The 23550-nt window shown below is 72.3% G+C and carries 25 protein-coding genes and 1 pseudogene; 3 read left to right on the forward strand and 23 right to left on the reverse strand.

Annotated features, from left to right (window positions below):
- Window positions 1-72: 72 nt before the first annotated feature.
- From rpmA to merA, 17 genes are all read right to left on the reverse strand, one after another.
- Window positions 73-336, reverse strand: coding sequence for a 50S ribosomal protein L27 (gene rpmA, locus DAA34_RS10920; protein ID WP_106819274.1), 264 nt, complete (start codon window positions 334-336; stop codon window positions 73-75).
- A 42-nt stretch (window positions 337-378) separates the two neighbouring features.
- Window positions 379-687 carry a 50S ribosomal protein L21 gene (gene rplU, locus DAA34_RS10925; protein WP_106819276.1) on the reverse strand — a complete coding sequence of 103 codons (309 nt, stop codon included), beginning with the start codon at window positions 685-687 and terminating at the stop codon, window positions 379-381.
- 164 nt (window positions 688-851) lie between these two features.
- Entirely contained in the window at window positions 852-3476 is a 2625-nt protein-coding gene (locus DAA34_RS10930) for an Rne/Rng family ribonuclease (protein WP_106819278.1), read from the reverse strand.
- A 146-nt stretch (window positions 3477-3622) separates the two neighbouring features.
- Window positions 3623-4393 (reverse strand): TIGR03936 family radical SAM-associated protein, encoded by a 771-nt coding sequence (locus DAA34_RS10935; protein ID WP_106819280.1) that lies wholly within the window; start codon window positions 4391-4393, stop codon window positions 3623-3625.
- Between the two features lie 26 nt (window positions 4394-4419).
- Window positions 4420-6384 carry a TIGR03960 family B12-binding radical SAM protein gene (locus DAA34_RS10940; RefSeq protein WP_106819283.1) on the reverse strand — a complete coding sequence of 655 codons (1965 nt, stop codon included), beginning with the start codon at window positions 6382-6384 and terminating at the stop codon, window positions 4420-4422.
- Window positions 6385-6515: 131 nt separating this feature from the next.
- Window positions 6516-7373 (reverse strand): endonuclease domain-containing protein, encoded by an 858-nt coding sequence (locus DAA34_RS10945; protein ID WP_106819285.1) that lies wholly within the window; start codon window positions 7371-7373, stop codon window positions 6516-6518.
- A 134-nt stretch (window positions 7374-7507) separates the two neighbouring features.
- Window positions 7508-8041 carry a DUF4442 domain-containing protein gene (locus DAA34_RS10950; RefSeq protein ID WP_106819287.1) on the reverse strand — a complete coding sequence of 178 codons (534 nt, stop codon included), beginning with the start codon at window positions 8039-8041 and terminating at the stop codon, window positions 7508-7510.
- Window positions 8038-9006: a bifunctional riboflavin kinase/FAD synthetase gene (locus DAA34_RS10955; protein WP_234354219.1), complete on the reverse strand. Its 969-nt coding sequence runs from the start codon at window positions 9004-9006 to the stop codon at window positions 8038-8040. The genes DAA34_RS10950 and DAA34_RS10955 overlap by 4 nt, the downstream gene beginning before the upstream one ends.
- Before the next feature lie 10 nt (window positions 9007-9016).
- On the reverse strand, window positions 9017-9937 hold the full coding sequence (truB, locus tag DAA34_RS10960; RefSeq protein WP_106819291.1) for a tRNA pseudouridine(55) synthase TruB: 921 nt from the start codon (window positions 9935-9937) through the stop codon (window positions 9017-9019).
- Complete coding sequence (gene rbfA / locus DAA34_RS10965) at window positions 9924-10370, reverse strand: 30S ribosome-binding factor RbfA (RefSeq protein ID WP_106819293.1); 447 nt, start codon at window positions 10368-10370, stop codon at window positions 9924-9926. Before rbfA ends, truB begins: the two co-directional genes overlap by 14 nt.
- Window positions 10371-10476: 106 nt before the next feature.
- Window positions 10477-10713 (reverse strand): DUF4190 domain-containing protein, encoded by a 237-nt coding sequence (locus DAA34_RS10970; RefSeq protein WP_106819295.1) that lies wholly within the window; start codon window positions 10711-10713, stop codon window positions 10477-10479.
- 279 nt (window positions 10714-10992) lie between these two features.
- On the reverse strand, window positions 10993-11994 hold the full coding sequence (locus tag DAA34_RS10975) for an IS481 family transposase (RefSeq protein ID WP_106819297.1): 1002 nt from the start codon (window positions 11992-11994) through the stop codon (window positions 10993-10995).
- 69 nt (window positions 11995-12063) lie between these two features.
- Complete coding sequence (locus DAA34_RS12545) at window positions 12064-12609, reverse strand: hypothetical protein (protein ID WP_005882709.1); 546 nt, start codon at window positions 12607-12609, stop codon at window positions 12064-12066.
- Window positions 12610-12932: 323 nt separating this feature from the next.
- On the reverse strand, window positions 12933-13457 hold the full coding sequence (locus DAA34_RS10985) for a TlpA family protein disulfide reductase (RefSeq protein WP_005882713.1): 525 nt from the start codon (window positions 13455-13457) through the stop codon (window positions 12933-12935).
- The gene (locus DAA34_RS10990; RefSeq protein ID WP_005882715.1) at window positions 13454-13753 is read right to left on the reverse strand and encodes a hypothetical protein; all 300 of its coding nucleotides are present in this window, start codon (window positions 13751-13753) and stop codon (window positions 13454-13456) included. The genes DAA34_RS10985 and DAA34_RS10990 overlap by 4 nt, the downstream gene beginning before the upstream one ends.
- A 29-nt stretch (window positions 13754-13782) precedes the next feature.
- Window positions 13783-14445, reverse strand: coding sequence for an organomercurial lyase MerB (merB, locus tag DAA34_RS10995; protein ID WP_106819299.1), 663 nt, complete (start codon window positions 14443-14445; stop codon window positions 13783-13785).
- Between the two features lie 45 nt (window positions 14446-14490).
- A complete protein-coding gene (gene merA / locus DAA34_RS11000) occupies window positions 14491-15915 on the reverse strand; it encodes a mercury(II) reductase (protein ID WP_106819301.1) in 1425 nt (474 codons plus the stop codon).
- Window positions 15916-16020: 105 nt separating this feature from the next.
- On the opposite strand from merA, the gene DAA34_RS11005 reads away from it, so the two are divergent.
- Window positions 16021-16410, forward strand: coding sequence for a heavy metal-responsive transcriptional regulator (locus tag DAA34_RS11005; protein ID WP_040347802.1), 390 nt, complete (start codon window positions 16021-16023; stop codon window positions 16408-16410).
- Window positions 16411-16491: 81 nt separating this feature from the next.
- On the opposite strand, the gene DAA34_RS12555 is transcribed toward DAA34_RS11005, so the two are convergent.
- The 4 genes and pseudogenes from DAA34_RS12555 to rimP form a co-directional block, all read right to left on the reverse strand.
- Complete coding sequence (locus DAA34_RS12555) at window positions 16492-16917, reverse strand: DUF4190 domain-containing protein (protein WP_234354291.1); 426 nt, start codon at window positions 16915-16917, stop codon at window positions 16492-16494.
- 93 nt (window positions 16918-17010) lie between these two features.
- Window positions 17011-17244: pseudogene (locus DAA34_RS12560) on the reverse strand (YlxR family protein); the annotation flags it as partial.
- Complete coding sequence (nusA, locus tag DAA34_RS11015) at window positions 17244-18338, reverse strand: transcription termination factor NusA (protein WP_106819305.1); 1095 nt, start codon at window positions 18336-18338, stop codon at window positions 17244-17246. The gene nusA and the pseudogene DAA34_RS12560, both read right to left, overlap by 1 nt.
- Window position 18339: 1 nt before the next feature.
- Complete coding sequence (gene rimP, locus DAA34_RS11020) at window positions 18340-18858, reverse strand: ribosome maturation factor RimP (protein WP_106819307.1); 519 nt, start codon at window positions 18856-18858, stop codon at window positions 18340-18342.
- 111 nt (window positions 18859-18969) lie between these two features.
- On the opposite strand from rimP, the gene DAA34_RS11025 reads away from it, so the two are divergent.
- Together DAA34_RS11025 and DAA34_RS11030 are read left to right on the forward strand one after the other, a co-directional pair.
- Window positions 18970-19851, forward strand: coding sequence for a hypothetical protein (locus DAA34_RS11025; protein WP_106819309.1), 882 nt, complete (start codon window positions 18970-18972; stop codon window positions 19849-19851).
- A gap of 66 nt (window positions 19852-19917) precedes the next feature.
- Complete coding sequence (locus DAA34_RS11030; protein WP_106819311.1) at window positions 19918-21780, forward strand: thioredoxin domain-containing protein; 1863 nt, start codon at window positions 19918-19920, stop codon at window positions 21778-21780.
- Between the two features lie 12 nt (window positions 21781-21792).
- Here the strand turns inward: DAA34_RS11030 and DAA34_RS11035 are convergent, their stop codons facing one another.
- Both DAA34_RS11035 and DAA34_RS11040 read right to left on the reverse strand, forming a co-directional pair.
- Entirely contained in the window at window positions 21793-22557 is a 765-nt protein-coding gene (locus DAA34_RS11035) for a TSUP family transporter (protein WP_106819313.1), read from the reverse strand.
- Window positions 22558-22575: 18 nt separating this feature from the next.
- Entirely contained in the window at window positions 22576-23499 is a 924-nt protein-coding gene (locus DAA34_RS11040; protein ID WP_106819315.1) for an RNase H family protein, read from the reverse strand.
- Between the last annotated feature and the right edge of the window lie 51 nt (window positions 23500-23550).

The raw sequence follows: 23550 nt of genomic DNA on the forward strand, positions 1-23550 counted from the left end.
GGCGGGTCACCATCGTGACCCGCCCTCGACGTCGGTGGCGCGAGGCTGGGCCCGCGCCGGGATGATCGGTGCTCAGGCGGTCGCGTCCGCCGGGACGATGTTGACGACCTTGCGGCCGCGCTTCGTCCCGAACTCGACGGCACCGGCCGCGAGCGCGAACAGCGTGTCATCGCCACCGCGACCGACGTTCTCGCCCGGGTGGAAGTGGGTGCCGCGCTGGCGGACGATGATCTCGCCGATGCCGACCTGCTGGCCGCCGAAGCGCTTCACGCCGAGGTACTGGGGGTTGGAGTCGCGACCGTTGCGGGTCGAGGACGCACCCTTCTTGTGTGCCATGTCAGTTCCCTTCGCGTACTGGGGTCCCGGTGACGCCGCGCGTCAGGCCGAGATGTCCGTGATCTTGATCTGGGTGAGCGGCTGGCGGTGGCCCTGGCGCTTCCGGTAGCCGGTCTTGTTCTTGTACTTCATGATCGTGATCTTCGGGCCCTTGGCGGGACCGACGACCTCGGCCTTGACGGACACCTTCGCCAGGGCGGCGGCGTCGGAGGTGACGGTCGAGCCGTCGACGAGGAGGAGCGGCGTCAGGTCGATGCTGTCACCGGCGGACCCGGCGACCTTGTTGACGAGGAGGACGTCGCCCACGGCGACCTTCTCCTGACGGCCGCCGGCACGGACGATCGCGTACACGGGGAGCTCACTTTCACTTGCGGGCGGCACGCGCTCTCGGTCTGGACCGTCCGACAGGACCCGGCGTCACGAGGACGAGACGGGGCGTCAGCACGGTGGGCGCACCTGAAGGGCGAGAGTACCGGCCCGAGCGCGCTGGCCCAAACCGCCGGCGGCGGCCCGCCTCAGTCCTGCGGCTCGTCGGCCGGGCTGCTGCTCGACGGACCCGGGTCGGTCGCCGCCGTCTCGGGCGTCGTGGTCTCGGTCTCGACGTGCTGGACCTGCACCGCACCGGGGGCGCCGGCGCCAGCGACGACCCGCGCCCGCTTCTTCCGCCTCCGCGGCTGAGGCTCAGGCTCGGGCACGGGCGACGAGTCGACCTCGCCGGTGTCCTCGGCCGCCGCGGGCGCCTTCTGCTCGCGCGAGGTGTCGAGGTCGACCGGCCCGCGGTCGCTCTGCGCCTCGGCGGCGGCGAGCTCGGCGACGTCGTCCTCGGGGGCCTCTCCCGTGGCGCTCTTCACCGCGGCGGCGTGCAGACCGGCCGCGATCGCGGCCATCGTCGGCCCGGCGGGGCGCGGCGGCTCCTTGTCGGCCTTCGCCTTGCCGGAGTCGCCCTTCTTCTTCCGCTTGCCGCCGCCGTCGTTGCCGCCGTCGTGGGTGCCGTTCTTGCCGCCTCGGGCTCCACCGCCGTTCGAGTCGGAGCGGTCGATCGGCTCGGAGTGGACGTGGATCCCGCGGCCGTTGCACGACTCGCACGTCTCGCCGAAGACCTCGATGAGACCGGAACCGACCCGCTTGCGGGTCATCTGGACCAGCCCGAGCGAGGTGACCTCGGCGACCTGGTGCTTCGTCCGGTCCCGACCCAGGCACTCGAGCAGGCGCCGGACGACGAGGTCGCGGTTGGCCTCGAGGACCATGTCGATGAAGTCGATGACGATGATCCCGCCGATGTCCCGCAGCCGGAGCTGGCGGACGATCTCCTCGGCGGCCTCGATGTTGTTCTCCGTCACTGTCTGCTCGAGGTTGCCCCCGGAGCCGGTGAACTTGCCCGTGTTGACGTCGATGACGGTCATCGCCTCGGTGCGGTCGATGACGAGCGAGCCGCCGGACTTCAGCCAGACCTTGCGGTCCATGGCCTTGGCGATCTGCTCGTCGATCCGGTGCGCGGTGAAGACGTCCTCGGTGCCCGTCCACTTCTCGGCGCGGGACGCAAGGTCCGGCGCGACGTCCTGCAGGTACCCCGAGACCTCGTCCCAGGCGGCGTCACCGGAGACGACGAGCGTGCTGAAGTCCTCGTTGAAGATGTCCCGGATGACCCGGACGGTCATGTCCGGCTCGGCGTTGAGCAGGGCCGGCGCCCCGCCCGCGCTCGCCTTCTTGCCCTTCTTCGACTCGACCTTCTGCTGGATCCGCTCCCACGCCTTCGTCAGGCGCTCGACGTCGCGACGCAGCTCCTCCTCCGAGGCACCCTCGGCGGCCGTGCGGACGATGACGCCGGCGCCGCTGGGGACGACCTCCTTGAGGATCGCCTTGAGCCGGGCACGCTCGGTGTCGGGCAGCTTGCGGGAGATGCCCGTCATGTTCCCCTCGGGGACGTAGACGAGGTAGCGGCCGGGCAGGCTCACCTGCGAGGTGAGGCGGGCGCCCTTGTGCCCGATCGGGTCCTTCGTCACCTGGACGACGACCGGGTCGCCGGCGCTGAGCGCGTTCTCGATCCGCTTGGCCTGGCCGTTCTCCAGCCCGGCGGCGTCCCAGTTGACCTCGCCCGCGTAGAGCACGGCGTTGCGCCCCTTGCCGATGTCGACGAAGGCGGCCTCCATCGAGGGCAGGACGTTCTGGACCCGGCCGAGGTAGACGTTGCCGACCATCGAGGAGCTCGTCTCGCGCGAGACGTAGTGCTCGACGAGGACGTCGTCCTCGAGGACGCCGATCTGCGTGCGTCCCTCCTTGGCACGCACGACCATGACCCGCTCGACGCTCTCGCGACGGGCGAGGAACTCGGCCTCGGTGATGATCGTCCGGCGACGCCCGGCCTCACGGCCCTCCCGGCGGCGCTGCTTCTTCGCCTCGAGGCGGGTCGACCCCTTGACGGCGGTCGGCTCGTCACGCTCCTTGCGGCCCTCACGGACCTTCGTCACGGTGCCGGGCGGGTCGTCCTGCTCGGACCCGCCCGAGCCGCCCCGGCGGCGGCGACGACGGCGGCGGCTCGACCCGCTGCCCGACCCGTCCGAGTCACCCTCGCCGTCGTCGGTGGAGTCCTCGTCCTGGTCCTTCTCGCCCGACCCGTCGCCCTCGGCGTCGTCCGTGCGGCTGCGACCGCCCGAGGCGCCCTTGGCGTCCTGCGCCTCGTCGGAGTCGTCGTCCTCGGTCCCGGCATCCTCCGCACGGTTCTTCCGGCCGCGGCCTCCGCGCCGGCGACGCCGACGACCACCGCCGGTGCTCTCGGTGTCGTCGTCCATGCGATCGCGCGTCGTCCCGCCGCCCTCCGAGTCGTCGCCGACCGCGTCCTGCTCGTCCTCGGGATCGTCGTCCGCGGCCTCTGGCTCCGGCGCAGGCCGGCGGCGTCGGGGCGCGACCGGCTCGGGAGCCTGGAACAGCAGGCCGAAGGTGGGGCGGACCGGGGCGGGCGGCTCCTCCTCGCCCTCCGCCTCCGGCTCGGCCTGCTCGTCCTGGGCCTGCTCGTCCTCGGGCGTGGGCTCGTCGACCGGAGCGGGCTCGGCGGCGACCGGCGCCACCTCGGGCGCGTCGAGGGCGGGCGGGGGCACGTCGATGTCGAGCGGTGCCGGGATCGTGGGCTCGTCGGAGACCATCGTGGGCTTCCTTCCAGCCGGCGGCTCGTCCGCCACACCGGTACGGGAGTACCCGGGCGTCCCGCCGGCGGGGGCGCGTCGGCGGCTGGGCCACCGAAGAAGTCTAGGTTGCGACCGATCGGCTCGCGCGGACGGCGCGTCACCGGTCAGGCGCCGACGGCCTCCCGGTCGGGCGACAGGGGATCTGCCACCCGCGCGTCGTCAGCCACCCAAGGGCCCTGCGCCAGCCGGGTGACCAGAGGCGGCACCGGCGGCGTGAACCCGGACGCGGCGTCGAGCGCGGTCAGGACATCGTCGGGGCGTACGGCCGGTGTGGTGTGCCGTACGACCACCCGCAGTATCGCACAAGGGGGTCCGGCCGGGTCGGAGGCGGCGTCCTCGGGAGACACCTCGGCGACGAGGAGCGCACCACGGACGTCGAAGGTGCGCGGCCCCTTCTTCGTCATCCGGGTGACCTCGACGACGTCCCGGGACAGCAGGTCCTCCACCGCGGCGCGCGCGTCCGGCGCGCGGCAGCCCCGCAGCTCGATCTGCCACTCGCTCGCCTCGAGCCGGTCCGCGAGCGACCCTGGCCCGGCCTCGACGACGTCGACGACGACGAGCTCCGCCGGCAGGGCCGCGTCGAGGTCGGCCCGCAGCGCGTGGGGGTCGACCCGCTGCGCGACCTGGATCTCGAGGTACTCGGCCTCGCTCGCGGCACCGGTCGGGGCGCCGTTGGCGTAGCTGATCTTCGGGTGCGGGTGGAAGCCTGCGGAGAACGCCATCGGCACGCGAGCCCGGCGAAGGGCCCGCTCGATCGCGCGCGAGAAGTCACGGGTGGAGGAGAACCGCAGCCGGCCACGCTTGGCATAGCGGATCCGCAGCTTCTGCACCGGCGGGGGCGGCGGGGGCCCCTCGGGGGTGCGCTGTCTGACCATGACGGGTCAGCCTACGACCGGGCCGGTCAGACGACGGTGAGCGGCAGGAGCTTCTTGCCGGTCGGGCCGATCTCGATGCTCGTGCCCATCTGCGGGCACACCCCGCACTCGAAGCACGGGGTCCAGCGGCAGTCCTCGACCTCGACCTCCGAGAGCGCGTCCTGCCAGTCGTCCCACAGCCAGTCGCGGTCGAGCCCGGAGTCGATGTGGTCCCACGGCAGGACCTCGTCCTCGCCGCGCTCGCGCGTCGTGAACCACGCGACATCGACACCCGCGGCCTCGGGCGGCAGGGCGGCGAAGGCATCCGCCGCGCACTCCATCCACCGCTCGTAGGAGAAGTGCTCGCTCCACCCGTCGAACCGGCCACCGGCCCGCCACACGGCCTCGATCACCCGGCCGACCCGCCGGTCGCCGCGGCTGAGGAGGCCCTCGACGATCCCGGGCTTGCCGTCGTGGTACCGGAAGCCGATCGAGCTGCCGTACCGCCGGTCGGCCCGGATGGCCTCCCGCAGCTTGAGCAGCCGGGCGTCGGTCTCCTCGGCCGACAGCTGGGCGGCCCACTGGAAGGGGGTGTGCGCCTTGGGGACGAAGCCGCCGATGCTCACCGTGCACCGGATGTCCTTGCGGCCGCTGACCTCCCGGCCGGTCTCGATGACCCGCTTGGCGAGCTCGGCGATCTCGAGGACGTCCTCGTCGGTCTCCGTCGGCAGGCCGCACATGAAGTAGAGCTTCACCTGCCGCCACCCGGCGCCGTACGCGGCGGCGACGGTCTTCACGAGGTCGTCCGCGGTGACCATCTTGTTGATGACCTTGCGGATCCGCTCGCTGCCGCCCTCCGGGGCGAAGGTCAGGCCAGAGCGACGCCCGTTGCGAGTGAGCTCGTTCGCGAGGTCGATGTTGAAGGCGTCGACGCGGGTGCTCGGCAGCGACAGGCCGGTGTTCGTCCCCTCGTACCGGTCGGCCAGTCCGCGGGTGAGGTCGGCGATCTCCGTGTGGTCGGCGCTGCTGAGGGACAGCAGGCCGACCTCCTCGAAGCCCGTCGCCTGCAGGCCCCGCTCGATCATCTCGCCGATGCCGGTGATGGAGCGCTCGCGGACCGGGCGGGTGATCATCCCCGCCTGGCAGAACCGGCACCCCCGGGTGCAACCCCGGAAGATCTCGACGCTCATCCGCTCGTGGACGGACTCGGCGAGCGGGACGAGCGGCTTCTTCGGGTACGGCCAGGCGTCGAGGTCCATGACGGTGTGCTTCGAGACGCGTGCCGGGGCGGCCGGGTCGTTCGGGGTGACGGCGGCGATGCGGCCGTCGGCGTGGTAGGTGACGTCGTAGAACGCGGGGACGTAGACGCCACCGGTGCGCGCGAGCCGGCGCAGCAGCTCGGTGCGACCGCCGGGACGGCCCTCGCGCTTCCACGCCAGGAGGTGCTCGGTCGTCGCGAGGACGGCCTCTTCCCCGTCACCGACGATGACCGCGTCGACGAAGTCCGCGACCGGCTCGGGGTTGAAGGAGGCGTGCCCGCCCATGACGACGATCGGGTCGGCGTCCGTGCGGTCCGCCGCGTGCAGCGGGATCCCGGCCAGGTCGAGCGCGGTGAGCATGTTGGTGTACCCGAGCTCGGTGCTGAACGACAGGCCGAAGACGTCGAAGTCACGGATGCTGCGGTGGCCGTCGACGGTCAGCTGCGGGAGGTGGTGCTCACGCAGGAGCGCCTCCATGTCGGGCCACACGGCGTAGGTGCGCTCGGCGAGGGTGTCGGGGCGCTCGTTGAGGACCTCGTAGAGGATCATCACGCCCTGGTTGGGGACCCCGACCTCGTAGGCGTCGGGGTACATGAGCGCCCAGCGGGCGGTGAGGTCCTCCCCGCCCGGGCCGTGGCCGCCGACGTGCCAGTCCTTGACGGTGGAGTTCAGCTCGCCGCCGACGTACTGGATCGGCTTCGAGACGCGCTCGAGGAGCGGCTCGAGGTCGTTGAATCTGGACTCACCGGACATGCGACCCAAGGGTACGGCGGCGGGGAACGCGACCCAAACAGCCGGGGCCCCGGCCGTGCGACAGGCAGTTCGTCGTCCCGCCATCGTGGTCTCGCCGGATGCACGGCACCTACGGGCCGAACTGCATGTCGCTACGACCCCGACGCCCGCCTGACCGCCCTCCGGAGGACGTCGCGGCACCACTCCTGGTCTCGCATGACGTGCAGCCAGGCGAACCGCAGGACCGTCCAGCCGCCCAGCGTGAGCTCGTCGTAGCGGTGGCAGTCGCGGACGATCGCCGCCTTCGAGGTGTGGAACTCGTGGCTGTCGGCCTCCGCCACGATCCGCAGCTCCGGATCGACGAGATCGGGCCGAAACCGGTGCCCACCGACGGAGACCGTCACCTGCGGCCGGAACCGCTCCCCCACCGCCTCGATGCTCAGCGCGCGCAGGGCCGACTCGAACGGGTTCGCGGCCAGCGGAGACGCGAGCCGGACGACCTCGAGTGCCCGCGACCGGCCGGTACGGGGCCACCCACGTGCCGCCGCCTCGAGGTCCGAACGGTCCACCCCCGCCCGCAGCACCCCGTCCGCAGCGGCGAGCGCGTCGGGGAAGGGAAGGGCGACCGCGCACCCGACGGCCGCGATGGTCGGGGGCAGGACCCCCGCTTCGGCCCCGCTGACGCTCCCCCAGTGCAACCGCATTCCGTGCCGGCGGTCGGGCGCGATCTTCCGTGAGCGGTCGACCGTCACGTGCGGTCGCGGCGGCGGATCGAGGACCGGGATGCCGACAGCCAAAAGGGCGGAGGAGTGGCTGAGGGCGCCGTTGACGCGGGCTGCGGCGAGCTGCGCGCCGTCCAGTCCCGACAGGGCGACGTGCCGCGGACGGACCCGGGCGATCTCACCGCTGGCGAGGGCCGCCCGGACCGACGCCCGCCCCACGCGCTCGACGAGCCGGGAGGTCGGTGCATGACCGCCCAGCTGGGCCAGGACGGTGACGGGGTCGGGCACACCGGAAGTCTTCCGATCCGCGCGGGTGCCACGGGCCCGTCATCCACAGGCCTCGCGACCTGCAGTTCGGGCCGCGAGTGGCGATGACCCGCCCGTCGGCAGCGCCCAGGTCGCCAACTGCAGGTACGAGGGACTCAGCCGGCGGCGATCTCGGGTCGGCTGCCGGTGAGGGCCCGGTCCTTCTGCTTGCGGCGGACGTAGATCTGCTTGCGGTTCCGGGCGACGACCGTCCCGTCCGTGGCGACGATGTCGTTCTCGCACCAGACGAGGTACTTGTCGCCGCCAGCGGTCGCCGTGCGGATCTCGTCCAGGAGCTCGTCGGTGATGCGGATCGTCGTCGTCACGTCGGTGCGGCCGGGGGCGAGGAACTCGATCTCCCCCGCCTTGTCCCAGACGATGTAGTCTCGCTCCCCCAGGTTCTTCAGGGTGCCGATCATCCAGAACGGGTCGCACATGGAGAACATCGAGCCTCCGAACTGGGTACCGACGTAGTTGCGTCCGTAGGGCGTGAGCTTCAGCCGCAGCCGGACCTCCCGCCAGTCGTCGGAGATGTGCTCCACCCGCACGCCGGCGGCGAGGAACGGCGGCCAGAAGTTCATGACCCGGCGCACGACGCGGGCCTGCCCGCTGATCGACTTCCACGTGGGGATGCGGACACGGGGGCTCATCGGGTCTCCTCGGTCGTGGTCAGGATGCGGCGGCAGGCCTCGACGTCCCCAGCCATCGCGACGAGCAGCTCCTCGACGGAGTCGAAGCGCTCGGTCGGGCGGACCCGGGCGACGAGATCGAGGCAGACCCGCTCGTCGTACAGGTCCAGGTCGTCCCGGTCGAGGACGTACGCCTCCACCTGGCGGGCGTGGACGTCGTCGAAGGTCGGGTTCGTCCCGATGGAGATGGCCGCGGGCAGGCGATGGTCGGGCGCGCCGTCGGGCAGCGCCGGGCGGGTCAGCCAGCCCGCGTAGACCCCGTCGGCCGGGACGAGCCCGAGCGCGTCCGGCGAGAGGTTGGCCGTCGGGTACCCGAGCTCCCGCCCCCGGTGGTGACCGTGGACGACCGTGCCGACGAGCCGGTGCGGGCGCCCGAGGACGGCGGCGGCGTCCTCGACCTCGCCCGCGGCGAGATGGGTCCGCACGGCCGAGGACGACCAGCGCTCCCCGTCGCCCATGTCGGCGCAGACGACGACCTCGAAGCCGTGCTGCTGCCCGATCTCGCGCAGCAGCCCGACGTCGCCGGTGTAGCCCGCGCCGAACCCGCGCGTGTCCTCCCCGACGACGAGGACCCGCGCACCGAGCCCCTCGACGAAGGTGGAGACCACCCAGTCGCGGGCCGACGTCGCCGCGAGCTCGCGGGTGAACTCGAGGACGAGCAGCCCGTCGACCCCCTGGCCGGCGATGAGCTCGTCGCGCAGCACGCCGGGGCTGATGAGCCGGAGGTCGCGCTCGGGGTGGAACAGGGTGACCGGGTGAGGCTCGAACGTCACGGCGACCGTCGGCAGCCCGCGGGTGGCACCGGCCTCCCGCAGTCGGCCGAGGATGCCTTGGTGGCCGCGGTGCACGCCGTCGAAGTTGCCGAACGTCGCGACGCAGGGCCGCAGGTGCGGCGGGGTGTCGGCGAGGTCGGTCCAGCGGTGCACGGACGCCACCCTAGGTGCTCGCCGGAGCGAACGTGACGCGCGCCTTCGCCGTGGACCTCGACTCGTCCAGCAGGGCCACGAGCGTCCCGTCCGGCGACACCGCCGCGACGACATCCGAGCGCCCCGGCTGGGCCGAGGGGATGCGCTGGCCGTAGCCCAGCGCCCGGGCCTCGGCCTCGTCCAGCCTCCGCGTCGGGAAGGCGGCCGTCGCGGCGTCGACCAGGGGGACGACGGGCATCTCCTCGCCGCGCTCGAACGCCGCCGTCAGGTCGTCGAGGGGGCGCGCGTCGGCGAGGTCGAAGCCACCGACCCGCGTCCGGCGCAGCGCAACGAGGTGGCCGCCGACCCCGAGGTCGGTGCCGAGGTCCCGGGCGAGCGCCCGCACGTACGTGCCGGAGCTCACGGTGACCCGCACGTCGACGTCGAGGACCGGCACCCCGCTGGCGCCGGTCGCCGACCGGGTCGCGAGCACGTCGAAGCGGGCGACACGGACCGGGCGGGCGGGCAGGTCGACGTCCTCGCCGGAGCGGACACGGTGGTAGGAGCGCTTCCCGTCGACCTTGACGGCACTCACCGAGCTCGGGACCTGCTGGACGTCGCCCGTGAGGCGAGCCACCGCCGCGGCGAGCCGCCCCGGGTCGAGGTCGGTCACCGGGACGCTGGCGGTGACCTCGCCCTCGGCGTCGTCGGTGATCGTCGACTCGCCGAGCCGGATCGTCGCGTCGTAGTCCTTGTCGCAGCCGACGAGATGGGTCAGCAGACGGGTGGCCTTCCCCACCCCCAGGACGAGGAGCCCGGTGGCCATCGGGTCGAGGGTGCCGGCGTGTCCCACCTTGCGGGTCCCGCACAGGCGGCGGGACCGGGCGACGACGTCGTGGCTGCTCCAGCCACCCGGCTTGTCGACGAGGAGCAGGCCGTCAGTCGCGGGCATCGGCCTCGTCGTCCTCGGCGGGGCGCTTGTACGGGTCCTCCCCCGCCGCGTAGCTCGCGCCGCTCGCGGCCGCCGCGAGCTGCGCGTCCCGCTCGCGCGCCTTGCGCAGGACGTCGTCGAGGTGCGAGGCCGACTCCGGCAGCCCGTCGGGGATGAGCTCGAGCGTCGGGGTGAGCCGGATGCCCAGCCGACCTCCGACGTGCGAGCGCAGCTTGCCGACGTTCCGCTGGAGGATCTCCGAGCTCGTCACCCGCTGGTCGTCGTCGCCGTACACCGTGTAGAAGACCGACGCGTCCTGCAGGTCCCCGGTGACGCGGACGTCGGTGATGGTGACGAACCCCAGGTCGGGGTCCTTGACGATCTGCCCGAGGTCGGCGGCGATGATCTCGCGGATGCGGGAGGCGATCTTGCGGGCGCGGGCCTGGTCGACCATGGTGCGCTCCTCTCGGGTCGGGGGGAACCCACCCTAACGACCCGATCGGAACGGGACGGGGCCGTGCCGCCGGGTGGCGGCACGGCCCCGTTCAGGACCGAGGTCCTCAGCCAGCGCTGGCGCTGAAGCTCGTGTCGATGACACCGGTCGCCGCGAGGATGCCCCAGAGGATGGCCAGGACGAGCCCGACGATGCCGAGGATGAGGCCGATCTTCCCGAGCTTGGCGTTCTCCGGGTTGCCGTCCTTCTTCGCCAGGTAGCCGGTGATGATCGCGGCCACCGAGAACAGGCCCGGGCAGCAGATCAGGCCGAGGACGCCGGTGACGATCGAGGCAATCCCCATCGTCTTCGACCCGCTGGCGGTCGGGCCGCCCGCCGGGGTGGGGGTGGGCGCACCATAGGGACCGGGAGCCGGCGCCCCGTAGGGCGTGGCCGGCGACTGGCCGGCGGGGGTGCCGAAATCGCCCGAGGCCGGGTACCCCGGACCGTCAGGGGCCTGACCCGGGGGCGGAGGAGTCGTACTCATGTGCTTCTTCCCTTCGTCGTTGCGAACGATGTGCCGGGGACCACAGACCCGTCGCCCTCACCTTAGGCGAGTCGGCGACACCTGCCACAACCCCGACTAGCTGTATGAGGCCAGGACGTTGTTGACGCGAACTGGCACGAGCGTGGCCGGCGGCTGACCGTCCGCGGCACCGTGCGGGCGGTGGTAGTTGTAGTGCAGGTTCCAGCGCTCGAGGGCGTTGGCGCGTTCGTCTTCTGAGGTCCATGTCCGTGCATAGAGGAACTCTTCGGCAAGGATCCGGTTGTACCGCTCGATCTTTCCGTTGTGGCGGGGCGTGTAGGGCGTGATCCGTTGGTGCCGCGACCCGGCCAGTGCATCGGCGAACGCTGAGGCGCGGTAACAGGATCCGTTGTCGGTCACGATCCGTTCGATGTGCGTGATGCCATGAGCCGCGAACCATGCCCGCGCTCGCGCGAGGAACGCAACGGCCGTCGCGGCCTGCTCGTTCGGCAAAGCCTCGGTGTACGCGAGGCGTGAGTAGCCGTCAATCGCTGAGTGGAGGTAGACGTAGCCGGCTCGCGTGCCGCGGGTTTTCGTCCGCGCGACGGCGCGAGCTTCCGGGCTGTCCTTGCCATGAGCCCGCCATCCGCCGCCATCGGGGATTCGGCCGACCTTCTTGACGTCCAGGTGAACCATGTGGCCGGGGCACCGAGCGACAATCTTCCTCGCTTCGCGGTTACTTTCCCCGGTCGGGTCGATGAAGCGGCGCCGGTTGAGCTGCAGGTCGGTGAGGATGCGACTCACCGTGCGCCGACTGATCTGAATGCCGACCTGTTCGAGCTCGAACGTGATCCGAGCCGCTGACCACTTGTGCTCGCGCCGCATGCGTTCGACTTCGCGAACAACGACGTTGGGGGTGGCTGTCGGGGATTGCTTAGGCGTCGATGAGCGGTCGAGCAGACCGACCTCACCGAACTCACGATGGCGATGGACCCACTTTGACGCGGTAGCGCGGGAGATTCCCATCTCAGCTGCCACGTGAGCGATCGGCCGGGTCTTGCAACGCTCGACCAGCCGCCGACGTCCCTCGACTGACAGTGGCGAGTTGCGGTGAGTTATGCACGTCCTTCGAAGAATGTTCCAGTCGAGTCGCTGAGTCCCGGACCAAGCCCCCCATTCAGCCGTCGGCTACTGACCCTCGTGGTCGCCGCCTGACACGCCGAGCCCGACGTTCGTGGTGTCGCAGCAGGCCTCCGGCGATTCGGAACTGGCTCGACGCCGCCTATGGGCGGCGCCAAGGGCGAGTACTACGAGGAGGGAGATGACCGCGAGCGCCGCGATCGGCGCCGTGTGAGCCTGAACCCAGCCGGACAGGGTCGTTGAGAGCCTGGCGACACCGCCGGCACGGCCGGTCGCGACGAGGTTGTTGTCGGCGGTGGCGGCGGGCCACCAGTACCACGCGAGGTAGACGCCGGTGAGCAGCAAGACGGCGCCGGTGATCCGGGGGCCATAACTCCCGAGGCGTGCGACGTGGCGGGTTAGGCCGGTACCCGCGGCGGTGGTCGCGAGTGCGAGCAGCAGCAGGATGCTGGCTGAGCCGGCGGCGTAGACACCGAAGACCAGCAGCAGCCCCGCGTAGCTGGCGGTGGCCTGTGCCTGGGCGATGACAGCAAGGATCACTCCGAAGGTGCACGACAGGGAGGCGAGGGCGTAGCCGATCCCGAAGACCAGCATCCGGGCGGTTGGCGGCCGGCCAGCATCCACAGGCCGAGGAGCACCAGTAGGACGCCTACGGCGAGACCGAGTTTGGGCGCTGCCTGGATCAGGCCCCGAGCCCCGGCGCTCACCAGCAGGCCCGCAGCTGCGAGGGTGCCGGCGAACCCGATCGCCAGTGCGATTCCGGACCGCAGGGCCCTCAGCAGCCGCACCGGGACGGGCGAGGCGTCAGCGTCGCCGAGGGTCTGGCTAATCCAGGCCGGCAGCAGCGCGAACCCGCATGGGTTGACCGGCGCCACCATGCCGGCGGCGAAGGCGAGGCTGAGCAATCCGCCCATGGATCAGGCTCCGGCCTTGACGAGTTCGGCGGTGATCGTCTTTGCGTCGGGCTCGGTGGCACGGAAGGTCACCTTGCCGTCGCCGTCGATGACGATGAGGGTGGACAGGGCGGCAACGTCGAATCGCTGGGACAAGGCGGCACCCTCGTCTATGGCGGCCGGGACGTGTTCGGCGTCGACGTACTCCATGAATCCCTCGATGGTCTCCTTGGACTCGCCGGGGTCCATGTCGACGGCGAGGAAGCTCGCCCCAGCACCCGACTTCTCGGCAGCGGTGGCGGCCTCGCCGAGGGAGCGGACGCCTTCAACGCATTCGCCGCAGCCGACGGAGAAGAAGAACACCGCGGTCGGCTTCCCGCTGGCGGGCAGGCTGACCATCTGGCCGTCGATGCTAGTAACCGCCGCTGGCGTGCCCGCATCTGCGGCTGGTGTGGCGTCGGTGTTTCCGCAGGCGGTCAGAGCCAGGGAGCCTGCAAGCAGGAGGCCGGCGACCGAGAGAGTCGCGCGGCGGGTGCGGGTAAGCGTCATCGGTTCTGGTCGTCCTTCGTGTCGCTGGGGTGGGTGGAGTTCACAGGCGGGCAACAGCCATGCCTGGCGTTGTTGCCGCCGCTGCGGCGCCGCGTGGTCGCGAGGACCGCGAGCACCAGGACGGCGATGCCGGTGCCGATCACCCAGGGGTTGCCAAGGAACCCGCCGACACTGGCCAGCAGACCACCGGCGAGGAGCAAGGGAAGTAGGGCGCAGCAGGCGACCATGAGCAGCGCGGCCCCGGCTCCGAGGAGCAGGCCGCTGCCTCCCGGTTGGTCGTCGTGGTTGGACTTCATCGGAGTGGAGTTCCCTTCGGTGTTCTTGGTCAGCAGCGGCCTTGGCCGTCGTCGGCCACTGCCGCGTTGGCCTGGAACTGGTTGAGGAAGCCGGTCGTGAGGTCGGTACCGATCCGATAGGCAACGGCCACGGGCACGACCTCGGCGCGGGGGTGCTCGGCCAGCCAGCCCGCGGCGTCCTCATCGGAGGTGAAGTAGTGGACCTGGTTGCAGAAGGAGGACCGGATCGAGGTGATCTGGTCGGGGTTGACCAGCGACACCACCGCGGTGGCGGGTTCGACGCTGGTGACGCCGGCGACGGGGTCGATGGTGACCCGGATCGGCTCGCCGCTGGTCGGGGAGACCGACTCCACGCTCGCCGCGCGCTCGAGCAGGGTCGGAAAGATCAGGGTGTCCAGGGCGCACCAGGTGTAGAGCTCCTCACCGGCCACGGTGAACCGGTGAGGGGTGGGGCGCAGGGTGAGGCCCTGGCCGATGATGCGGCCCTGGTCGTCGTACTCGGTGTCCGGCACCGCGGCCAGACCCGTGCGTACGTCGTCGACCGGACGGCCGGCGGCCGCGGCGAACTGCTCGACGGTGACCGGGCCGCCCTCGACGATCAGCCGCAGCAGCGGGATCAATAGGACGGCGTCAAGGCCGGTCTCTTCGGTGTTGTTGAGTCGTTCGGGCAGTTGCGTCGTGAGCTCCGACATGGCGGTACCTTCTTCATGAGTCGGGTGGAGGCTGTCGGCTGCGGGTCACGCGCAGCAGGACAGCTTGGAGATGTCGGTGGTGAAGGCCTTGGCGGCGATCCGGATGCCTTCGGTCATGGTCAGGTAGGGCGCCCATGCGTCGGCGACCTCGGTGACGGTCTTGCCGAGGATGTGGACACCGGCGGCGGCGAGCTCGCCGGCGTCTTTGGCGACGGCGGTGAGGCCGAGGATCTCGCCGGTCTCAGCGTTGGCGACGATCTTGATGAAGCCGCGGGTGTCGCGGTTGACCAGCGCCCGGGGCACGTAGTCCAGCGGCAGGACGCGGCAGTCGCAGCGGATCCCGGCAGCGAGCACCTGGGCCTCGGTCATCCCGACCGCGCCGATCGCCGGACTGGTGAAGGTCACCCGCGGCAGCCGGCTGTGGTCCACCGACCGCTCAGCGCCAGCGAACGTGTTCTCAGCGACCATGTTGCCGTGGTGGGCGGCGACGTAGACGAACTCGGGGTGCCCGGTCACGTCGCCGGCTGCCCAGATCCGGGGGTTGGAGGACTGCAGTTGGTCGGTGACCACGATCTCGCCCGTGTCGCCGGTCTTCACCTCCACCGCATCGAGGTTCAGCCCATCGGTGACCGGTCGGCGGCCGAGGGCGACGAGGACCTGTTCGGGGTGGAATTCCTGCTCGCCGCCGGAGATGTCAGCGGTGACAACAACCTGGCCCCTGACGTCGTCACGGGCAACGTGGGTCGGGACCGCACGGCGGACCACGCGGATGCCCTCGTCGGCGAAGACCTCCTGCAGCGCCTTGGATACCTCCGGCTCCTCCTTCGACGCCAGCCGGGAACGAACCAGCAGGGTGACCTTCGACCCGAGCCGGGCGAACAGTTGGGCCTGCTCCAAGGCGACGTAGCCGCCGCCGAGCACCAGCAGCGAGTCGGGAACCTTGGTCAACTCCATCGCCGTGGTCGAGGTCAGGTAGCCGGCCTCCTCAAGACCGTCGATCGGTGGGGCCCATGCGCTGGCGCCGGTGGCGACCAGGTAGTGATCAGCGTCGATCGTCTCGACCGCACCGTCAGTCGCGGTGACCTCAAGAACGGGCGCTTCTGGCGTGCCGGCGAACGCAGCGTCGCCGTGGCGGATCTGCCAGCCGTAGGCGTCGGCGACGTCGACGTACTTCTCACCCCGAAGTTCCTCGACGAGGTCCTGCTTGCTGCTGATCAGCGCGGGCATGTCCACGTCGTCCGCTGTGGTGGCGATCCCCGGGAAACGGTTGCCCGCCTCGGCAGCGGTCTGGCGGGCCTCAGCGGCGGCGATGAGCGCCTTCGACGGCACGCAGCCGGTGTTCACGCACGTGCCGCCGAAAGTGCCGCGCTCGATCATCACCACCGACTTGCCGAGCGTGGTCGCGCGGATGGCGGCGGCGAACGCGGCGCCACCCGATCCGATGATCGCAAGGTCGTACCTGGACTGCATCCCGATTCCTCCCCTGAGTCTTGAGAATTGCTCTTGATGCAGCCACAATGGACCTTCCAGTACGGGGGAAGGTCAAGTGCGACCTGTGACACATCGGAGACCCAGATGAGGATCGGCGAACTCGCCGAGGCGGCCGGCACCACCGCCAAGACCCTGCGGTTCTACGAGGAGCAGGGCCTGCTTCCCGCGGCCGAGCGCACCGCGTCGGGATACCGCGACTACGATCCGGAAGCAGCGACTCGGATCGACTTCATCCACCGCGGCCAGGCTGCCGGACTTACCCTCGCGCAGATCAAACAGATTCTCGACATCCGCGATGGAGGCGAGATTCCCTGCGGCCACGTCCGGGACCTCCTAGACGTTCGTCTGAAGGACATTGAGCGCCAGATCTCGGATCTCGTCTCCCTCCGCGACAACGTTGCCGCCCTCCGCGACGCAGCCGCAGAACCCGAACCCGAGACCTGCAACGCCGACGAGGTCTGCAGGTACCTGTAGCCAATCCGAGATGACGCGCGCAGAGGCGGAGCCTCCTGCCGCGACCTTCCTACGTGACCACAACGTTATGGCCAGCAACAACTAGCTGCCGATCGTGTCGAGGCCCCCGAAGGCGCTCCCGAGGTTGAGGATCACGCCGAGGATGGCCATCACCACGTTGAGCCCGACAGCGGTCCAGCCGGCAGCGACCGCGGCGGTCGCCAGCTCCTTGCTCGTCGTCACGCCGGAGCTCTTCATCGCCGACAGGGCCATGTGGCCCAGGACGGCGCCCACGACGCCCAGCACCAGCCCGACGGGGGTGCAGCAGCAGGCGAAGAGGATGCCGATCCCGCCGGCGATGGTGCCGCCGAGCGCCATGCCCCGGTGGGGGTCGGCAGCCATCTGCGTCGGGGCCGTGCCCGAGCCGTACGGACCGGGGTACCCGCTGGCCGCGGGTCCCGGGTACTGCGCGCCGGGAGCGCTCGGAGCCTGCTGGTACGGAGCCTGCTGGTAGGGCGACTCCGGCACCGGAGCAGCGGCTGGCGAGGCGGGGTACGCCGACGCGCCGGGGTCAGGGGCCGACCCGACGGCGTACCCCCCGGCCCCTGACNGTTCGGCCAGCTCGAGACACTCGGCCCGGTCGTGCAACCAGGCCCCGCGCCCGGGGAGCCGGCGGCCGGGATCGGGGCGCGCGACGATCAACCCGTCGGCTCCACGCTCCGCGACCACTCGCAGCAGCACCGACCGGCTATCCGAACGGCGGCATCCCACGCAGGTGCGGACGGGTCCCGACGCCCGGGTTCCAGCCCGGTCGGCATCGGTCAGTCTAACCGGGCGCCGGCCGCGCCCACCCATCAGGGTGCGGTGTGGTGCGCGTCGCCGGCGCTGCCCGGGTCGCCGGCCGCCGGCTCGGTGTCCGGCCGGATGTCGATCCGCCAGCCGGTGAGCTTCGCCGCGAGGCGCGCGTTCTGCCCCTCCTTGCCGATGGCGAGCGAGAGCTGGTAGTCGGGCACGACCACCCGCGCCGAGCGCAGCTTGGGGTCGACGACCGTCACCGAGACGACCTTGCTCGGCGAGAGCGCGGCGGCGATGAACTCCTGCGGGATGTCGCTGTGGTCGACGATGTCGATCTTCTCGCCGCCGAGCTGGGCCATGACGGCGCGGACCCGCTGGCCCATCGGTCCGATGCACGCGCCCTTGGCGTTGAGGCCGGGGACCTTGGAGCGGACGGCGATCTTCGTGCGGTGCCCCGACTCCCGCGCCAGGGCCGCGATCTGGACGCTGCCGTCGGCGATCTCGGGGACCTCGAGCTCGAAGAGCTTCTTCACGAGGTTCGGGTGGGTGCGCGAGAGGGTGATCTCCGGCCCGCGCAGCCCCCGCTTGACCGAGACGACGTAGCAGCGGATGCGCGTGCCGTGCTCGTAGGTCTCCCCCGGGACCTGCTCGGCCAGCGGAAGGATCCCCTCGACGGTGCCGAAGTCGACGGTGACGTGCCGCGGGTTCGGGCTCTGCTGGATGACGCCGGCGACGATGTCACCCTCGCGACCCTTGAAGTCGCCGAGGATCGCCTCGTCCTCGATGTCCCGCATCCGCTGCGCGATGACCTGCCGGGCGGTCGCGGCGGCGACGCGGCCGAAGTCGGAGGGTGTGTCGTCGAACTCCTCGCCGAGGACCTTGCGGGTGGTCGGGAGCTGGCGCTCGTCGTCCTCGCCGCGCTGGGCGCGGATGGCCTCGACCTCGTCGGGGGTGAGCTCGACGTGGGTCTCCTCACGCGCCCAGATGACGACGTGGCCGGTCTTGCGGTCGAGCTCGGCTCGCGCGGCGCGATGCGCGCCGTCGGTGCGCAGGTACGCCCCGAGCAGCGCCGCCTCGATCGCGTCGACGAGCACGTCGAGCGGGATGTCCTTCTCACGCTCCAGGGCGCGGAGCATGGCGACGTCGATGTCCATCTCAGTCCTCCTCGGGGGTCGGGCGGGTGAACTCGACCTCGACGCGGGCCCGCTCGAGGGCGGTGAGGTCGAGCTCGACGGTGCGTTCGGGGGTCTTCTTCGTCGCGGGCACGACGAGGGTGATGCGGTCGCCGTCGACGACGGTGAGCCGGCCCGTCGTCGTGCTCCCGGCGGCGGTGGCGGCGACGAGCCGTCCGATGTTCCGGCGGAAGTGCTCCGGGCTCGTCAGCGGGCGGGACACGCCGGGGGTGGTCACCTCGAGGGTGTAGGGCTGGGACCCCAGGACGTCGGTCGTGTCGAGCGCGTCGGAGACGACCCGGGTGGCGTCGGCGATCGCGTCGAGGTCGACCGGTGCGGGGGCCTCCGTCACGGGGCCGGTGGCGGGCGGGAGCGCGCGGTCCACCGCGATGCGCACGACGCGCCGGGCGCCGGCGGGGGTGATCGTCACATCCTCGACGACGAGGTCGAGCGCCGCCAGCGATGCCGCGACCAGCTCGGTGACAGCCTCGGGCGTGCTCATGGCGACCTCGTGTGGAGTTGGGAAGGTGGGAGCCCACCCTAACCGCCGGTCGTCCCCGTCGGCACGCCGCCGACGGGCCCTGATCTCGGCCGACGTGGGAGGATCCCGGGCGTGAGCCGCCCGACCCGCCGTGACGCGCTGCGCTCCGCGACCCTCGTCGGCCTCTGGGCCGGGCTCGGGACGGTCGGCGGGTGCGGGGTCCGGCTGGAGGACGACGCGCCCGACGTCCCGTTCCTCCCGCGTCGCACCCCGGTGCCCGCCGAGGCCGAGCTGCTCGCCCTCCTGGCCGCCCTGCGCGGGTCAGGGGGAGCCGTCGCCGCTGTCCGGGCGGACGCGCTCGCCCGCGCGCTCGTCGCCGACGGGGTGCCGGGGTCGGTCGTCGCCGACGCCACCGCCACGGCTGGGCGGGCCACGGCGACGGGGCGGGCGCTCACCGCGAGCACCGGCGCGAGCGCGCGCGTCGTCGCGAGCGTGCGTGCCGCGGAGCTCGCGGACTCCCCCGCCGCCCTCGAGCGGGCGCTGGGCCGGACCCCGCGCGCCGTCCCCGGTCTCGGGCGGACCATCGCCGCAGCGCTCGAGGCCACCCGCGATGCGCAGCTCGTCGCCGACGTCGCGGCGGCGCGGGTCGCCGGGCCGATCCCCACCGGTGGGAGGGCCGCCGACGCCCCGGCCCGCCGGCCGTACCTGGCGCTGCGGGACGAGCTCGCCGCCCTCGCTGCACGCGAGGAGGCCGCACTGCCGGGTGACGCCGACCCGGAACCGCTCGGCGGTCGCCCGGCGACGGAGATCGACGGCCCAGAGACCGCGCGGACGGCGACCCGGACCGCGCTGGAGCGAGCCCTGTCCACGCACGGTCGGCTGCTCGTCTCGATCGAGCCCGCCCGGGCCGGTCGCCACCGCGAGGAGGTCGCCGCCTGGCTCGCGACGCTCGAGGCGGCGCGGGTGAGGTTCGGGGGACGCCCGTCCGCCCTGCCGGGGCTCGCGACCGGCTGATCGGGCTCCTCGAGCCCGCCCGGGCGGGTGTGGCGTCGTCCGGGGTCCCCGTGATCAGGTGGGGGCGTGACGAACCGCCTCGCCGACTCCCTCAGCCCCTATCTGCGGCAGCACGCCGACAACCCCGTCGACTGGCTCGAGTGGGGACCCGAGGCGTTCGCGCAGGCGCGGGAGCGGGGCGTCCCGGTGCTCGTGTCGATCGGCTACGCCGCCTGCCACTGGTGCCACGTCATGGCGCACGAGTCCTTCGAGGACGGCGAGGTCGCCGAGCGGCTGCGGGCGGGCTTCGTCGCCGTGAAGGTGGACCGGGAGGAACGGCCCGACGTCGACGCGGCGTACATGCAGGCGACGACGGCGCTCACCGGGTCCGGCGGCTGGCCGATGACCGTGCTCGCCACCCCGGACGGGGATCCCTTCTTCGCGGGGACCTACCTGCCGCGCGAGGGCTTCCTCCGCCTCCTCGACGCCGCCTCGACGGCGTGGCAGGAGGACCGCGAGCGGGTGACCTCCTCGGCGCGGTCCATCGCCGACCAGCTCGCGCAGGCCGCGCGGCCGTCGAGCTTCCCGGCCCTGACCCCCGGTGATCTCGACGACGCGGTGCCCCTCCTGGCCCGCGGCTACGACGAGCGGGCGGGCGGCTTCGGCGGCGCCCCGAAGTTCCCGCCGTCGATGTGCCTGGCGTGGCTCCTCGAGCGGTCCGCCAGCGACGACGACGAGGCCGGGCGCCTGTCGACCGGCACCCTCGACGCGATGGCCCGGGGCGGGCTCCACGACCAGCTCGAGGGCGGCTTCGCCCGCTACTCCGTCGACGCCGACTGGGTCGTGCCGCACTTCGAGAAGATGCTCTACGACAACGCCCTCCTCCTGCGGGTCTACGCCGTCGCAGCGGCGACCACGGGCTCGGCCTTCTTCGTGTCGACGGCGCTGATGTGCGCCGACTTCCTCCAGACCCGCCTGCTCACCGACGAGGGCGCGTACGCCAGCTCGCTCGACGCGGACACGACGGTGCCCGACGGGCGCGGCGGGACCCACGGCGTCGAGGGCGCGACGTACGTGTGGACCCCGGCGCAGCTCGTCGAGGTGCTCGGGCCCGACGACGGCGCGCGGGCCGCCCGGCTGCTGTCCGTCACCGAAGGAGGGACGTTCGAGCACGGGACCTCGACCCTCCAGCTCCGCGAGGACCCCGACGACCCCGCGTGGTGGGCGGACGTCCGCGACCGCCTCCGCGCCGCCCGGGCGCAGCGGCCGCAGCCCGCCCGGGACGACAAGGTCGTCACCGCGTGGAACGGGTTGGCGATCGCGGGTCTGGCCGACGCCGGGCGACTGCTCGAGCGACCCGAGCTCGTCGAGGCCGCAAGGACCGCGGCGGTGACGGTGCTCGACCTCCACCTCGTCGACGGGCGGCTGCGGCGGACGTCCCTGGGCGGGGTCGTCTCGGAGGCGCCCGGGCTGCTGGAGGACCACGGGAACCTCGCCGAGGGGCTCCTCACGCTCGCCACGGCCGACCCGCAGGACGCGCCGCGGTGGCGTGCGGCGGCCGCTCGGATCGTCGGCCTCGCGGTCGAGGGCTTCCGCGACGGGGACGGCACGTGGTTCGACACCCCGCACGACGGCGAGCGCCTGTTCCTCCGCCCCCGTGCGGACACCGACAACGCCGAGCCGTGCGGGATCAGCGCGATCGCGGGCGCCCTGGCCGGTCTCGGCCGGAGCGACGAGGCGCGCGCCGCGCTCGACCAGATGGCCGGGACCGTCCGCCGCGCTCCGCGGTTCGCCGGCTGGGCCCTCACCGTCGCGCAGCGGATGACGGGCGACGGAGCCGCGGCCTGCGTCGGCGCGCACGAGGACGCCGCCCCGCCCCTGCTGGCGTCGCCGCTGACGGGGCTCGACCTCGAACCCGGGCCGTCGTGCGGCCCGGACGGCTGCGACTGACCCCACCCGCGGTCACCACCAGCCGAGCAGTCCTCCCCCGAGGCGCACGACGAAACCGCCGACGACGAGCAGGAACACGGCCCGGACGAACCCGCTGCCCCGCGCGATCGCCGTGCGCGCGCCGACGTACCCGCCGACGACGTTCGCCGCGCCCATGGCCAGGCCGACCGTCCACAGGACGTGCCCACCGGGGACGAAGACGGTGAGCGCCCCGAGGTTCGTCGCGACGTTGGCGATCTTCGCCTTGGCCGAGGCCTCGAGGAACGCGTACCCGACGAGGCCGACGAGCGCGAAGACGAGGAACGAGCCCGTCCCGGGCCCCAGGGCGCCGTCATACACCCCGATGCCGAGCCCGACGAGGACGGCGGCGGTCGTGTGCCGTGCCCCCTCGAACCGCAGGCTCGTCTCGCCCCCGAGCGACGGGCGCAGGAGCGTGTGGGCGCCGACGACGACGAGGAGCAGCAGGACGATCGGGGTGAAGGCGTCCTTGGGGATGTGCAGGCCGATGAGCGCGCCGCCGACGGCGCCGAGGTACGCCGCGGCGGCCATCGGCAGCGCGGTCCGCAGGTCGGTGCGGACGCGACGGAGAAAGGTCACCGCGCTCGTCGTCGTCCCGAGGATCGAGGACACCTTGTTCGTCGCGAGGAGCTGGGCGGGGGTCGCGCCCGGCAGCCCGAGGACGAGCGCGGGCAGCTGGACGAGCCCCCCACCGCCGACGACCGCGTCGATCCAGCCCGCGACGAAGGCCGCGAGGACGAGCCAGAGGAGGTCAGGCACCGGCGTCCGGTCCCGGTCTCACGCGTCGACCGCGCCCTGGTCCTCGACGGTGCCCTGGTGGAAGAGCTGGCGCCACCGGCCGGACTCGCGGATCCACAGGGACGAGCGCAGGCTGGCGCCCCGGGCGCCGACCGCCCGCCACAGCAGGAGGATCGTGTCGTCGCCGATCCGCTCGGCGCGGACGACCTCGAGCTCGGCACCCGTCGGCGGCAGGCCGGCGACGACCTCGTCCCGGTCGAGGAGGCGGCCGCTCGCGCCGATCTCGGCCCAGCGCGGGTGGAGCAGCCGGGCGAGCTCGGTGGCATCCGCGCGGATCTCGTCGCGCAGCAGCTCCCGCTGGAGCGCGACGACCCGTTCGACGTCGTCCGGCTCGACGTCCTCGTCCCACAGCGCGGGCTGGACGTCGCTCGCGCCCGAGCCAGCGACGGGCGACCCCGGTGGTGCCGTCGGCGCGGCCACCGCCATGGGCGCGCCGGCGAAGCCCGGACCCGGCTCGGGGGTGCGTCCGGCCTGATGGGCGCGGGCGGCGCCGTTGGCCAGCCGGTCGGCCTCCTCGTTGAGCGCGTGCCCCGCGTGGCCCTTGACCCACTCGAAGGACACCCGGCGTCCGGTCATCGCCTCGTCGATCGCCCGGATGATCTCGACGTTGAGGACCGGCTTGCCGTCCTTCTTCCGCCAGCCCTTCGCCTTCCAGCCCGGCATCCACCTCGTGATCGAGTTGATGACGTACTGGGAGTCGCAGAGGATCTTCAGCTCGACGTCGAGGTGCGCGGTCTGGCGGAGCAGGTCGAGGACGGCCCACAGCTCGCCCATGTTGTTCGTGCCGTGGTCCCAGCCGCCGCACGCCCAGTGCTCGTCGTCGACGTACCAGGCCCAGCCGGCCGGTCCCGGGTTGCCGATGGCGGATCCGTCGGCGGCGGCGACGAGGGGCTGCGGGCTCATGAGGGCCTTCCGTGGGCGGTCCGGGGCCGGATCGGCAGGTCACTCTAGCCC

Source organism: Janibacter massiliensis, from assembly GCF_900289115.1.
In the GTDB taxonomy this organism is placed as follows: domain Bacteria; phylum Actinomycetota; class Actinomycetes; order Actinomycetales; family Dermatophilaceae; genus Janibacter_A; species Janibacter_A massiliensis.

Bases quoted from the DNA above. Each gene is read 5' to 3' on its own strand.
- merA (WP_106819301.1), bottom strand. From the start codon at position 15,915: ATGCAGTCCAGGTACGACCTTGCGATCATCGGATCGGGTGGCGCCGCG.
- DAA34_RS12545 (WP_005882709.1), bottom strand. From the start codon at position 12,609: ATGCTGGTCTTCGGGATCGGCTACGCCCTCGCCTCCCTGTCGTGCACC.
- rimP (WP_106819307.1), bottom strand. From the start codon at position 18,858: ATGAGCACGCCCGAGGCTGTCACCGAGCTGGTCGCGGCATCGCTGGCG.
- DAA34_RS10930 (WP_106819278.1), bottom strand. From the start codon at position 3,476: ATGGTCTCCGACGAGCCCACGATCCCGGCACCGCTCGACATCGACGTG.
- DAA34_RS10950 (WP_106819287.1), bottom strand. From the start codon at position 8,041: ATGAGCCCCCGTGTCCGCATCCCCACGTGGAAGTCGATCAGCGGGCAG.
- DAA34_RS10940 (WP_106819283.1), bottom strand. From the start codon at position 6,384: ATGTCCGGTGAGTCCAGATTCAACGACCTCGAGCCGCTCCTCGAGCGC.
- truB (WP_106819291.1), bottom strand. From the start codon at position 9,937: ATGCCCGCGACTGACGGCCTGCTCCTCGTCGACAAGCCGGGTGGCTGG.
- nusA (WP_106819305.1), bottom strand. From the start codon at position 18,338: ATGGACATCGACGTCGCCATGCTCCGCGCCCTGGAGCGTGAGAAGGAC.
- DAA34_RS10935 (WP_106819280.1), bottom strand. From the start codon at position 4,393: ATGGTCAGACAGCGCACCCCCGAGGGGCCCCCGCCGCCCCCGCCGGTG.
- DAA34_RS10985 (WP_005882713.1), bottom strand. From the start codon at position 13,457: ATGACGCTTACCCGCACCCGCCGCGCGACTCTCTCGGTCGCCGGCCTC.
- DAA34_RS11040 (WP_106819315.1), bottom strand. From the start codon at position 23,499: ATGAGCCCGCAGCCCCTCGTCGCCGCCGCCGACGGATCCGCCATCGGC.
- rbfA (WP_106819293.1), bottom strand. From the start codon at position 10,370: ATGGTCGACCAGGCCCGCGCCCGCAAGATCGCCTCCCGCATCCGCGAG.
- merB (WP_106819299.1), bottom strand. From the start codon at position 14,445: ATGTCGGAGCTCACGACGCAACTGCCCGAACGACTCAACAACACCGAA.
- DAA34_RS10970 (WP_106819295.1), bottom strand. From the start codon at position 10,713: ATGGGGATTGCCTCGATCGTCACCGGCGTCCTCGGCCTGATCTGCTGC.
- DAA34_RS11005 (WP_040347802.1), top strand. From the start codon at position 16,021: ATGAGGATCGGCGAACTCGCCGAGGCGGCCGGCACCACCGCCAAGACC.
- DAA34_RS10990 (WP_005882715.1), bottom strand. From the start codon at position 13,753: ATGAAGTCCAACCACGACGACCAACCGGGAGGCAGCGGCCTGCTCCTC.
- rpmA (WP_106819274.1), bottom strand. From the start codon at position 336: ATGGCACACAAGAAGGGTGCGTCCTCGACCCGCAACGGTCGCGACTCC.